The 13458-nt window shown below is 53.8% G+C and carries 9 protein-coding genes and 3 pseudogenes; 6 read left to right on the forward strand and 6 right to left on the reverse strand.

Features of this window, described 5'->3' with window-relative positions; genetic code table 11:
- Positions 1-964 precede the first annotated feature (964 nt).
- Positions 965-1576 (reverse strand): annotated as a pseudogene (gene istB, locus ABIC50_RS12880) (IS21-like element ISBcen13 family helper ATPase IstB); the annotation flags it as partial.
- Positions 1573-2040 (reverse strand): annotated as a pseudogene (locus ABIC50_RS12885) (IS21 family transposase); the annotation flags it as partial. The pseudogenes ABIC50_RS12885 and istB, both read right to left, overlap by 4 nt.
- Positions 2041-2934: 894 nt before the next feature.
- On the opposite strand from ABIC50_RS12885, the gene ABIC50_RS12890 reads away from it, so the two are divergent.
- From ABIC50_RS12890 to ABIC50_RS12915, 6 genes and pseudogenes are all read left to right on the forward strand, one after another.
- Positions 2935-3780: a TnsA endonuclease C-terminal domain-containing protein gene (locus tag ABIC50_RS12890; RefSeq protein WP_354164241.1), complete on the forward strand. Its 846-nt coding sequence runs from the start codon at positions 2935-2937 to the stop codon at positions 3778-3780.
- 146 nt (positions 3781-3926) lie between these two features.
- Positions 3927-6125 carry a TnsB C-terminal domain-containing protein gene (locus ABIC50_RS12895; protein WP_354164244.1) on the forward strand — a complete coding sequence of 733 codons (2199 nt, stop codon included), beginning with the start codon at positions 3927-3929 and terminating at the stop codon, positions 6123-6125.
- Entirely contained in the window at positions 6106-7743 is a 1638-nt protein-coding gene (locus tag ABIC50_RS12900) for an AAA family ATPase (protein ID WP_354164247.1), read from the forward strand. The genes ABIC50_RS12895 and ABIC50_RS12900 overlap by 20 nt, the downstream gene beginning before the upstream one ends.
- Entirely contained in the window at positions 7743-8639 is an 897-nt protein-coding gene (locus tag ABIC50_RS12905; protein WP_354164250.1) for a TniQ family protein, read from the forward strand. Before ABIC50_RS12900 ends, ABIC50_RS12905 begins: the two co-directional genes overlap by 1 nt.
- A gap of 337 nt (positions 8640-8976) precedes the next feature.
- Positions 8977-10014: a hypothetical protein gene (locus ABIC50_RS12910; protein ID WP_354164253.1), complete on the forward strand. Its 1038-nt coding sequence runs from the start codon at positions 8977-8979 to the stop codon at positions 10012-10014.
- A gap of 856 nt (positions 10015-10870) precedes the next feature.
- A pseudogene (locus ABIC50_RS12915) lies at positions 10871-11340 on the forward strand (error-prone DNA polymerase); the annotation flags it as partial.
- 31 nt (positions 11341-11371) lie between these two features.
- On the opposite strand, the gene ABIC50_RS12920 reads toward ABIC50_RS12915, so the two are convergent.
- The 4 genes from ABIC50_RS12920 to ABIC50_RS12935 all read right to left on the reverse strand — a co-directional run bounded on the left by ABIC50_RS12920 (position 11372) and on the right by ABIC50_RS12935 (position 13420).
- Positions 11372-11671 carry a type II toxin-antitoxin system RelE/ParE family toxin gene (locus tag ABIC50_RS12920; protein ID WP_354164256.1) on the reverse strand — a complete coding sequence of 100 codons (300 nt, stop codon included), beginning with the start codon at positions 11669-11671 and terminating at the stop codon, positions 11372-11374.
- A complete protein-coding gene (locus tag ABIC50_RS12925) occupies positions 11661-11906 on the reverse strand; it encodes a type II toxin-antitoxin system ParD family antitoxin (RefSeq protein WP_165754271.1) in 246 nt (81 codons plus the stop codon). The genes ABIC50_RS12920 and ABIC50_RS12925 overlap by 11 nt, the downstream gene beginning before the upstream one ends.
- Before the next feature lie 319 nt (positions 11907-12225).
- Positions 12226-12708: a hypothetical protein gene (locus tag ABIC50_RS12930; RefSeq protein ID WP_354164259.1), complete on the reverse strand. Its 483-nt coding sequence runs from the start codon at positions 12706-12708 to the stop codon at positions 12226-12228.
- Positions 12709-12961: 253 nt separating this feature from the next.
- Entirely contained in the window at positions 12962-13420 is a 459-nt protein-coding gene (locus ABIC50_RS12935) for an MEKHLA domain-containing protein (protein ID WP_354164262.1), read from the reverse strand.
- Positions 13421-13458 lie beyond the last annotated feature (38 nt).

Consider the following 13458-nt stretch of genomic DNA (forward strand, 5'->3'; position numbering starts at 1 on the left):
ATCGGGAAGCTGCCGCGGACGGCTGGCATCGGAATGTCAGGCAGTATAAAAAAATGTCCCCTTCTGAATGCTTTCCGCCGCGGGTGTGATTTCTACGTAGTTTCCCAGGCTTGAGGCTGCGGTTAGACAATTTGCCAAGGCGAATGCGACCCCGAAGAGGCATTCGATCAAGCCAATATTTCATCGCGAAAAAGCGACCGATCGCGACAAGCTCCCTTGACGCCAGGCCACGATGATCTTTATGTGGTTAGCGATTTCACCGCACTAGCAATGGCGCCGCCACATCTGCGCGAATCTCTGCCCTGCCAAGCCGGTAGGCATGCCTCGCTTCGGCGGTGTCGTCGGGCTCGTCGGGGGCAGGCACCGCATTGGGTGTCTGGGGTTTGATACCAGCCAGCGGACAGTGGATACCCCTCGCAGGTGTATTGGGTTCTGAAATTCCGGGGCGAGGTTCATGGCCAGATCCGGTTCATGTGTCACTTCTTCCTAGCATTGGCGTGGCATGCCGTAGCTTCCTGGTCACCTGTAGATGCCCCACACGCAACGTTATGTGGGCGTGCTGCGTCGGTGTTGGAAAAGCATAGAGCAGCACCAGATACCGTTGTCCTCCGCCCTTCGCCCTTCGCCTTCTGTCACCCGCGGGGGAAGCGCCAACGCCAGGTCATTCAACCTGCTCGCATTGAGTGGATTCTGTCCCAATTAGAAAGCCCTATGAAAGGGTATCGCTTTCCTTTGCCACATCGACTTAGTGCGTTCATTAACGTAGAAATCCTAATCAATTTTCTCGACAGCCAACTTTTGCACGTCCCTGTCGACTCTCAAGCCCTCCTAACGCGGCAGGACATAAAATGTATTGATATCAATCAGTTACGTCAATTTATCGCATAATGAAATGCGGGGTGTGGTCTTTTTTGCACATTTCCACTTCCTTCTTCCAAGTGCGACCTTTTTTGTGTGTCGACAGAAGGTTGCTGGTCAGGATCATCGACCCGCGCTCGTAGCGCTTGGCGACGATCTGGAAGAAGTGGCTAGCCTGATCCCCCGAGAGCGGTAGATAGCCGATCTCGTCGACGATGAGCAACCTCGGGCCGAGAATGTTGTGCCGAAGTACGGCGTCGTATCGCTCCTGTCTGCGTGCAGCCTCGAGCTGCAGCATCAGATCCGCCGCCGTGATGAACTTCGTCTTGATGCCCGCCTGTGTCGCGGCATACCCGATGGCGATCGCGAGGTGGGTCTTGCCCACGCCTGACGGACCTAGCAACACGACGTTCTCACCCCGCTCAATGAAGCGCAGGGTGGCAAGCTCGTCGATCGTCTTGCGCGGCGCCCCGACGGCGAAGCTGTAGTCGTAGTCATCGAGCGTCTGGATAGCGGGGAACCCGGCCATGCGCACCAGTGTTTGCCGCGAACGAACTTGCCTCATCTCTCGTTCGTGAGCGAGCGCGTTCTCGAGGAAGTCGAGGAAGCTCCATTGCTTGGCCGCGGCATCGCTCGCCAGAGCGACGTAGCGTTGCATGAGCCCCTCGAGCTTCAGGCTCTGACAGTGCCCGTCGATGCGTTCCTGCTGCAGGTTCATGCGCGCACCACGGTCAGCAATTGCTGGTAGACGGACAACGGGTGCCGGATCGACATTGCAGGGTCAACACGTGGCCGAGCGACGGCGCGAGCCGGCAATCGGAGCACCGCGTAGCCAGGCATATTGCGCAAGCAAGCCCGTTCTCGTTGTTCCAGGAGAATCGCGGGTGCCAGCCCTGTAACCGGATGCACCCGCTGATTGGCCACATCGCGCAGCCATTTACTGACCTCGACGTTCGCAGTCACGGCGTCGAGCATCAAGCTGGATTGCTTGAGCTGGCTCGCCAGCGGCACATAGAAATTGCCGCGCAGATAGCGGTGGAATCGCTCGACCTTGCCCTTGGTCTGCGCACGGTACAGTCGGCACAGCCTGGGCAGGAAGCCGTACCGCTTGGCCAGGTCGAGCAACCCGGCGTGCCAGCGGTGTTGACCGTCGCCATACGCATCGCGCTCGACAACGAGGGTGTCACTCGCATTTCTGGCTGAAAAACGGCAGCGTCCACTGGTGTGACTAAACGAGCACACCATCGCACCGACACGCCCCCTCCCGCGGCATCGGATCGTCCCGCCGGTCGTCCCTTCGGCAATCACTTGCGAAACTGACATCAGCGACCTCAAGACCACCACGCAGTCGGTGCGACGAATGGTGACGATTGCTGCTTTTTTAAACGCGCGAACCGCGGCAAGCCGACGCACGTTCGCATAGGTGACAGTTGCATGAGCAGACGAAATCGCCGCGTTGATTCGCCCGAGTCGCCGATGTTGGGCAGCGCGATACTAATGTCCGTGTTACCGAAATCCCCCTCATCCAACAAGGCAAATTGCTCATCGTGGCCGGGTGCTCATCCAGAGCACACGATTCAACAGTGCCATCCGGCTCTCACTCACCAGATGAGTCCACCACCTCGCCTCTAGCGCTCGCCGCATATTCAGCAAGCATAGTCTGAGGGAGCGTGTTCACATGATTTTCGTTCGCGAACACGATCCATCCTCCTCAAGTTCCGCCCTCAAAGCAACGAATTGTTAATCTCTAATTCCGTCAAAATCTAACATGTCCATGTTATTTCACATGCGCATGTTAGATCACTCCCTTTTTATTGCATCGAATCGTAATCAACTTGTCATCCCTCAAAAGAATTTGATCCCTCCAGAGAACTATTTCTTCACCACACAAACAATCAGCCACACGTGTTTACCCGAAGTAACCACGGACCCGAATACAAACTAAACTTTTTTAGTACATCATATGGTCCATCCGATCGATGTTCGGTTAACTGCATAGTGCTACACCGTACCCGTTGTGCGCTCGAGATCCTCCACCAGCCACAGTGGGCATCATCCGATCAAAAGGGGTCGCGCATGAGCCGAGGAATCAAGAAGTGGACCGATGACCTCATCGCACAACGACAACGAGCCGGTTATGGCGAGGGAACTGGAGCGGCCTACAAATCCTGGATCAAGACTGCGGACTATCCGTCACGGGGGCGCATCCGTCGCGCATATAGTCCAAAATTCGGACGCACGATTCATCTTATGTCTGACATCGAGTGGCACACATTCCTGCTTCTTGAATATTCCGAAAGCGTCGATGAGTTGTACGAGCAATTTCCAATGGAGCGTGATGTTACGCTCCAGATCGCGGCGGCACTAGGCATCACCCATCCACATTATTCCGGCACACACGTTCCCACCGTGATGACCCTCAATTTCTTAACGTTGAGCCGCCGCACGGGTATTCTGCGAGCCTTCGACGTAAATACAGTTCGGATCGCAGAGGATAGGCGTTCAATCGAGAAACTACAAATTGCTCGCGCGTACTGCACGGGGAGAAGCGTGTCACACCATCTCATCTTCGATTCGAAATTGCCAATCGCCAAGATTCGCAATATCGAATGGATTCGGAGCGGTTTTCTCATGGATGGTGAGATCGAGCCGTATCCTGAATATCTCCGTGAGAAGGCGCAGCTAATGGCTCACGAACTATCCAGTACAGCTCGGCACAACATATCACTCAGTCAATACTGCACCGGGTTCGACGTTCGCCATGGGCTCGAGTCTGGAGTTGGTTTGCGCGTAGCGAAATTATTGATCTGGGATAAGACGTTGCGCTGCGATATCAACAACCCCGACCTGCCATCTGCGCCACTGCTCAGCTTCTTGCGTCCAACACCACACGGTAAGACACGTGAGGCTGGCGCATCGTAACCATTTCTGAACGAGAACATTCATGAATACCCGCGCATCAGCCGGAATAGATGCTACCGGATCCAGTTACCACGGAGTTGCGCGATTGACGGAGTGCTCTTCATTCGAAATTTCGAGTCAACTTTCATCCGTAGAAGGAGAAAGAATTGTTACTTCCGAATGATATCTACGTCGACAAGAATGGCCGGCAGTATCGGGTGATCAGCGTAGGCTCCACCCCTGGAGAAGGTTGGGTTATCGCGCTTGATGATGACCTCGCTTGGCCAAGCTATCGGCAGTTCGGTGAAGCAACCAGCCCGGTACACAAATCAGGCAAAGCAGCGCGAACGGTCATGCAACCAGCGTTCTCGCAATACTCAGACGCGGCCAAACAGCGTGCCAAGGAATCCCTCGACGCAATCGCCCCCCTGCTTTCCAAGCCGGAAATTTTCTACCCGCAGGAACGCGGACCACTCATCGAAACCCGCGCCAAGGAACTCGGGAACTCAAAGACAACACTCTGCAAGTACTTGCGAACTTACTGGGTAGGAGGTCAAAGCATTCTCGCGCTCGTGCCTGAGTTTGGAAAAATCGGCCGAAACCAATCCGGCTGTACGTCAAAACGGGGGCGCAAACCGAAGAACAACAAGTACGTCGTGTATCAAGTTACTGCCAAAGACATCGATTATGTACGCAATGCGGTCAAGAAGCACTACTTGAAAGGGGAGGTTACGACGCTCGCGGGCGCTTATTTGAGGATGCGTCGAGACCACTACACGTTTGTCGACGGTAATGGCGACCGCTTCCTGCTTCCGGACGGCGAATGTCCATCGATTCACCAATTCCGGCGAATTGCGCACGCAATGCTTACGCAGGAAGCCATCATCAGGAAGAAGCTCGGAGACAAGGAGTATGAACGAGAGCATGGACCACTTCTCGGAACTCACCTTGAAGAATGTGTTGGTGTAGGCCACATGTACGAGATCGACGCCACGATTGCCGACGTATTTCTGGTTGCAATGAGCGATCGCAGATTCATCATTGGCAAACCCACCCTTTACCTCATCTATGATCGCAAAAGCCGGTTATGCGTTGGCTTCTACGTTGGTCTCGAAAATGCGTCGTGGCCAGGCGCAATGATGGCCATCCTGTCCATTTCAGCCGACAAGAATGCGCTCTGCACGCGATACGGTGTCCACTACGATCCTGAGGATTGGCCTGCGGACAAAGCATTTCCACAACAATTTCTGGCTGATCTTGGTGAAATGGCCTCACGCAACAGCAACCGGATATGTGACGGGATGCACGCGACCGTCGCCAACACGCAAAGTCTTCTTCCTCACCGAAAAGGCACTGTTGAATGCGGCTTCATGTTGACGCATGCCTCCATCAAGGAAAGTGTCCCTGGCTACGAGCCTCCCTTGAACGCGAAAAAACGACGGGCCAAACGATATTTTCAAGATGCTTCATTGACGCTCGATGAGTTTACATCAGCGATTATTGCAGCCATCATCAAACACAATCGATGCGTCATGAAAGGGTACAACTCAACGCCCGATATGGTCACCAGAGGCGTCCCGTCCATCCCTGTCGAAATCTGGAACGACGACGTCATCAAGCACATGGGTACATTGTCACGCTATGACTTCGATTACCTGCATCTGCAGCTGCTCCCCAGGGGCGAGGCTGTCGTTCATCAAAATGGTATCCACTTCCAAAATTGTGTCTACGTTTGCGATGAAGCAAGGCGTCTCGAATGGTTCGTCTCCACATTAAATCGCAAACGCAAGGGACCCATGCGTGTTCAGTGTTCGTTCGACCCACGCCTGATCGATCACATCATTGTGTACAACCCAAGCGACTTGCAACAGTCATTTGTCTGCCGGCTGGCCAGTGCAAGCAAGATGTTTCAAGGGTATTCATTCGACGAGGTAAAGTTCATTCTCAGCGCAAAGGATCGATTGAATTTTTCGTTTAAGTTCGCATCCGATCAAGCCGAACTTGCACTCGCTGAGCATCTAGACTCAGTCGTCAAGCCCGCCGTTGAAGCGACTCGCGCTGTATCAAATGGCATGTCTCGATCTGGGCGAAAGGCAGACGCCGCAGCGGCCAGAAATGCCGAAAAGACTTCGCGTCGGGGTACTGAGGCGTCGATGCTCCACCTTGCACCTTCGGCTGATCAGCTTCCCTCGAACGTTGTCAATATTGCAACTCGCGTGACTTCCGCAACAGAATCCTTGAAGAACGATCAACCCAGTACAACCAACGCCACCGCAACTGAGGTAGCTCCTCAGCAACATATATCACTGCGAGAAATGCTCTTGGCGCGAGCTCAGGAGAAAATCGATGGAATCCCAAAACAGTAACGCGCTCACCGTCGAAGCACGATACGTGGAACAGCATATCCCGCGATTCAAGGGCAATCCGCTAATCAGTGCTCTTTCACTTCCATGTGACGACGAAATTCTATCAGAACAACTAACTGATTTACCGGATTTCGATCCACTCCAACGTGATTGGCCAACTTACGACCGAATTTTCATGGTGGAAAGTCTCAGCGCTTTCAAGATGCCATTCGAACGCGATATCCAGACTGCACGTGCGTTTGACGCGTTGATTCGCAACGGATACGTAGGGCGAGTACCTCGATCCGTCGGTCACACGAAAGTGTTCCAGAAACTATACGAAGCTCAACAACGTGGGGAAGCGTTTACCAGGACGACGTTACTCCCCATGGAGTCCCAGTTATCGTCGGCAATTATTGGCATTTCCGGCACTGGAAAGACCACCACGATTCAGCGAATATTTTCACGATACCCAGAGTCAATTTATCACCCCGAATACAACATTACACAAATTCCTTATGTCCATATCCAAGCGCCTCATGATGGCATTTCCCCCAAAGGACTGGCAATGTCCATTCTGCGAAAAATCGACCGACTCGTACCATCCGGCCGATATTATGAAATTTATCTTCGCCGGACAAGCCAGTCCGTCGAAACCCTTCTCAATCATTGTGCACGCATTATGCACATGAATTTTGTCGGAGTTCTTGTAGTCGACGAAATTCAGAACCTTAAGAATGCAGGAACAAACCAGAACACGTTGATGTCGCTTCTCGTTTCAGCATCGAACGAGCTAGGTGTACCGATCGTTTTCGTTGGCACTAGCCAAGCCATCCAAGTTCTCGGTCTCGATTTTCGGCAGGGCCGCCGTAGCGTTGGCCACGGCTTTCCGGCGTGGGGACCACTTGTGCGCAGTGGTAGCCTCAAAGACCCTGGGGAATGGGAAATATTCGCCACTTGCCTCTGGCGGTTTCAATGGAATCGCGTCGTCGTCCCATTCAATGACCAGTGGTCGGAACTATTCTACGACTATAGTCAGGGTATCGCCGACATTGCTATCAAGCTGTTCGTGTGCGCTCAATGGCATGCCATGATCGATGGAACCGAGACATTCAGTATGCAGACATTCGCGTCGATCATGGACAGCGAACTGAATCTGATCGAACCGATGCTTGATGCAATGCGTCGAGGCGACGATCGAGCCCTTGATCAATACCACGACCTCCGCGCCCCGACTTACGAATCTCTGCGGGAAGATACGCTCAGGGCGTACGCGGGGGTCCGCCAACGTGGCGCTGAGACACGTCCTGGGGACGCCTCCTTTGTGCCCCGAATCGTCACCGTCCTGATGGAGGCGGGAATCGAGGAAAATCGAGCACTATCACTTGCCAAGGCGGTCGAACTGGAAGGAAAAGTGACCGGCGTCATCGCTGGAGTGGAGGCTGCACTCAAACTCGCACAACCAGTCAACTCCCGCCGCAGAAGCCGCACAGCCAGCACCAACGAGCAATCGAATCTTGCACCTGACGATTATCGAAACGCGCTTCAAAACGCGGCAACGCATGGTGGCACAGTATTCAGTCACCTCCAGGCTATGGGAGCCGTCTGCGAATTGGATCGGATCCTCGAACTCGACTGATGATGTACTTCCCTACCCTCTATCCCGACGAGCTGACTGGCAGTCTATTGATTAGGGCCTCGCACCATCTCGGCCTAACCCTACGCGAATTGACCTATCTGATTTTGGGCTGCCATAAAGGTGAAAGCAGGTATTCATTCCTGCTTCCGTCGATACTTACCGGCATCGCCGAGTATATTGGGGCACTGCCTTATGACTTGCTGATGAGGCACACTATCTATCCCTATGCACGCATTTCATTCGACCTTCAACAGACGGACAAATGGGAGAATCATTACAGCACGATGGCGCCCGCCAATCATATCAATCTGCTTCGGAGTCTCTACCCACCAAGTTCGAGTCTATCGCAGCTTCGACGTTACTGCGAACGCTGCAAGATCGATGAATTGCGAAGATTTGGCGAAAGCTATTGGCACGTCTCTCATGCACTCCCAGCCGTTACGATTTGCCCAATTCATCACGTAGCACTTCAAGTTTGCCCCATCCGACTCTTATCCAACACAATCGCACAGTCGAATCTCTTACCTCAAGAAATACGTGTCAGCGAAATAGCAATACTTCATGCGAGCCAGTCAATACTTTTAGAAATTTCGATACAATCCGATCGCACTCTAAAAAAGAGCTTCGACGAATGCCTTTCAGATCGCTCCAAATATTATTACACTGTCAACGCACTTGGTTACGATATTTGTCGACACATTATCGATCGACAGCGCTTTATTCGAGATATGAAATTCTTCTTCGGCAATCAGCTTCTAGATGAAATAGGCGCACCCATCAGGTGGGAAACCGACGCCGCTTGGCCACTAATATTACTTGGCGGCGACACCTCAGCACCGCAAACTCAATTAAAACACATCCTCCTACGAATATTTTTAAATAGTCGCGCCAATTAGCACTAATGCGAAATAGAACCTCAACCCGATATACGCAAATAGTAAAGAACTAATTTGCGGCGCCCCCTCAAGAGCAACACAGCATCGTCGCCTCACCTCATTGTTCTGTTCACACCACATCTCCCAAATCTCAAACCCACCTCAATTGACTTGATCGAACAGCCAACCACTTTAATATTTGAGACTGCTTCTACAATCCTACGCCCAACCAGTCTTACCTCCCACATAAGATACGATAAAAGCGATGGCCCCGTGAAAATAAGATATTGCCTTTTTTATATCTCCAACTATTGCATCGACCCACCAACATCAGTCCTTCAACGGGAGAATTAGATCAATGTGGCTCAACCAAGTTCACTGCATTAACCATCAACTTCTTGGCGAAATAATCGATGAAGCGGGCTTACGCACAAACATAGATATGACTGACTCCTGGAAACTCACCCATCCTGTCAATAAACGATGCCGCATAAATGTCAATACACATTTAAGAGAATGGAAGCGCGCCGATAGCACTCCATACCTATCAACCCTAGAAAATCCATCACATTACAATGAAAATCACCATATCTACTCTTTCGAAATCAACGGAATAACAGTAATGATTCCGGCCCTGGTTGTTATAAAAGAAATCTTTGGCCAAGCCTCGTCATCATTTAGATTCCTGTTTCGTCCGTCCGGGCTCGAAACAATTTGCGCGCCGATATTTGGCGACAATGGCGTGACCATCGAGACATTTTCGCAACCAAAATCTTTAAATCCGGCTTCAAAATTCGATTTTGAAAAGATGATTCTTCAATGGATATATTGCTTTCCGAGCGCTCGCGTAGCGTGGGATTCAGTATATACCCTTGCAACCAAAGGGTTGATCGCATTGACCCTACCGAACATTCGAGCGATAACTTACATACACGGGAATCTATATGGCTCGACATTGTTCGCGGTTAGTATCTCGCTCCATGAGATTGAAGCACTTGAGAAGCCTTTCGACTGGGCCGGACGACAGCCACTGATCTTTCAATATTCGCCGAAACTCTATGCCCCCAAATCTACAGCGCGACTCAAACGCACAAATATTCCCAAAGGTGAAATGGGTTGGGCACTCTCGGATGAAGAGTGGCGAGTCGCCGTCGAGATGTTTTGTACCAGCTCAAGCACACGTTATCGTGATCAGATATTTCGGAAATTCATAGATGCTATTCTTGAAAAGCTCGGTACTGGATGTAGCTGGGATGAAGTCGATTTCTTGTCGGGAACAATAAATGGCGCCTCAAATTTCTATTACAAGAGGAACCGAAATGGAACCTGGCAAAAATTCGAAAGTGCCCTAATCAGTATTCGCACACGCACGTCGCTTACGGACAACTTTTCCTGACAGTACATCGCTTAAGATTGTACGTCCGTACTCGCGAGACAACACGTTGATGTATACGGGGTCACTTATCGTCACCTTTTGCCCATCACTTGCTCTACATCATACATGCTAGGCCGAGATTGAATGCCGTCGCCAAGATAACCATACATGCCGCGTCTGCAACAGAGTCGCTGGTCACGTTTCGATCGCAGACGGAGCTTACGCGGCATTTCATTTGCGGCACTAGAACTCCTGACACGGTTGCCCAAGAAAAGCAAGTGCTAGTCCCTCCTACCCAACGCAGTTTGATCGATTCGTAGATAGGCCAGCGGGACAATCGACGCGATCCGCACACGACGCTTTTCGGGTGGGCGGACATCAGTGCTAACACGTCCGCAGTCACTTCCAATGGACATGCCTGAGACGGCAACAAGTGCCCCAACGTAGAGCTGCCCATCAAAAGTACCGGTCCCCAAACTTGGGCTTCCGGTTCTGAACCGATCACTTAAATCCTCGGAGTGTCTATATAGGCATCCCGTCCCACAGATTCTCGGTTCTCGCACAAGATAGCTGCGGCTTTGGCACTCCTGCAGAGATTCCGATGCTACCAACCTAACCCTCGAATCTTCAACCTGCAGAATATCCACGACCTGCCATCGATAGCGAAGAGCGTTGGTTCGAGACTAGGATCCGGCAAGGCCCCACGGCCCGTGGAACAGATTTTGTTTGCAATTTTTCGTTCAACCGAATGCTTGTCGGAACAAATTCAATTACGTCGCAAGTCGTCCAACACCCTATCCAACCCAACAAAATCAAATAGTTACGAACAAGTCAAGATCATATTTTGTTTCCAAACGCCCACCGCGGGGGCATGGCAAATCTGCTGCGCGGCACCGAGCGCGACGACGCGGTGCCGGCGCTGCCGGCAAGCATCGGAGGGCAAGGAGATTGTCACCGACTGTCGCGCGATGGGCTTTACCCTCGACCGGCATCCGCTGGCGCGCTGCGCGATCGGCTGGCTCTTGATCGCCTACAGTCGGCCGAGCAGCTGCAGCCGTTGCGGAGCGGCCAGCTCGCGCGTTTGCGGACTGGTCGCGGTATGGCAGCGGCCGGGCACGGCGAACGGCGTGCTGTTGATGACGCTCGAGGACAAGACGGGCAGGGTCAACGTGATTCTGGCCCGGTCTGCTGGAGAAGTTTCGGAAGGAAGCGCTCGGCGCTGCGCCGCTCGCCGTCTATGGCGTATGGCAGGCCGAAGGTAAAGTGCGGCATCTGATTGCTGGCAAGCTCGTCGATCGGACCGAACTCCTCGGGGCGCTGCCGACGACTGCACGGGAGTTTTGCTGAAAAGACACGGCCCGTGGCAGGTTGGCGTCCTCTACAGGTGCCGGTCCACATCCATGCGTTGATGCAATACACGAATCACGTCCAGGCTGTCGGCCGTTTCCCGATAGAACACCACGTGGGAACCGACCATGTAGCGCCAATAGCCGTTGCCCGCACGACTCGGTCGGCCTCTCCACTCGCGCCGCGCGAGACGCTCGAACGCCGAGGGCCAGCTCGCCCACATAGTGCTCAGCCTGCTCGAGCGACCAGCGTTCGAAGGTGTGGGCCCAGATGTCCTCGAGATTGGCCTCGCCAGCGGCGTCAGCCACACCAGACGCGCCTCAATCGGCATGCTTTTTCCGCATCCGCTCCAAGAACGCCTGGCTGTCAAAGGCAGTCGGCTCGCCCGAGGCCTCGCCGGCCTTCAAGGCCTCCTGGAGGGCCCGCAACTCGGTTTCCTGCGTTTCGAGCAGGCGCAGCCCCGCCCGCACCACGTCGCTGGCCGAGCCATAGCGACCGGACGCGACCTGCATGTCGACAAACTGCGTGAGGTGGTCTCCCAGCGAGATTGAAGTGTTCCGTGCCATCGTGCACCTCCTCATGGTGGCATCACCATATACCAAATTTTGGTATCGCCCACGGGTCCCACGGCATCGATGGATCTGCCAAGAGGCGTTATCACATGCAGCATTTCCGGGCCCCCTGAGTGCCAGCCGGCGTCGACCATGAAAAACCCGGCGGAAGCCGGGTTGTGAGATACGTGACCGTAGGTGGTACGGGCTATTTCGCAGCACGGCTTCGCGACGCTAGCACTACGGTGCTGGCCGCTAGCCGGCCGGCTCCGCGCGCCGCGACTGCGTCACTCCGGCAGTGTGGGCGAGCGGCAGTCTGGCGGCCCGATCGCCCTCAGGCGGGCGGCCACGGCGAAAGCACGCTGTCCCAGTACTCGAACGTCAGTTTGCCGGCGACTTCGTCACCGACGTAATCCAACGTATAAGCGGTGGCCAGGCTCAGCACGCCTTGGTCGGTGCCGTTGTCGTCGACCACCCACGTCCTGGCCTTATCCAGCGTAACAATCGATACCTGGGTGCCCTGGCCAAGCGCGGTCTTGGTAAACAAGAAGCGCGCGTGATTGAGGGTATTGTCATCCGGCGGCTCAACGGCTGAATATGGGATCAATTTCGTCGGATCGTCCGGGCTTTGCATGATCCAGTTGCCCTTCACATCGCTAAATACCCCCATCGTCGGATTCATGGTGAACATGCAGAACGCATCCGGTGTGTCCTTGCACGCCACGTAACAATCTCGACCGTAGAAGCTAGTAACCAGCGATATCCACTTTTTGTTGTACACCGACCTGAACGCAATGCCCTGCAGAGACGATCCCATGCTTGCCACTCCTCGTAATGATCAGTGATCCGCAACACGCTCCGCCGCGGACGTGGGCTCTTTTCCAATGCGAGCGCGGAGAAGACTCGGCCCTCGATTGCCGAACGCTCAATATAGATGATTCGGCGCGAATTCATATGACGAAAACCGTGTCTTCAGCTTGCTTAGTTACGTTAATGCGCAAGGCCGTGTCCCACGTGGATCCAGGCGTCACACTGGCGAAGGTTCGGCACTCGCCTCAGCGTCGCGGAAACTACCCAATGGCGCGCACTTCCGGAATCATCGCTGCCTGACCGCAGTGATTCCCAGCGGAATCTGTGAGTTGCCACACCGTCGCATGATCGATCCAGAAGCGTGTGCCGGACTTGGTGATGCGTATCCCGCGATATCCCGACACGAAACCGTCTCGCGCGACGTGCTCGAGAAACGACTGGCGTTCACTCCGCTCCATCGGCTCCGCGGAGAACCGTGAAGGTAGTGCGGTCAGCTCCTCCCAGTCATATCCAAAAATGGCCTGCGCGCGCTTGTTGCCATAGACGAACACGGGATCTGCCGCTACATCGTGCGCGAGTATCCCGAAAGGCGCTTCCTCGTACAGCCATGTCGCGGCTTCGGACGTGCTCATCCCGGCGGGAACGAGCGACTTGTCGAGCAGTCGCTGGTAGCTGTCCGCAAGGACGCGGAAGAAGTGAACGTCGATGGGCGAGGACATTGCAGAAAGCTCCGGAGAAGGATTTCGAGCGCAATAGT

The organism is Burkholderia sp. 567, from assembly GCF_040545115.1.
Taxonomy (GTDB): domain Bacteria; phylum Pseudomonadota; class Gammaproteobacteria; order Burkholderiales; family Burkholderiaceae; genus Burkholderia; species Burkholderia ambifaria.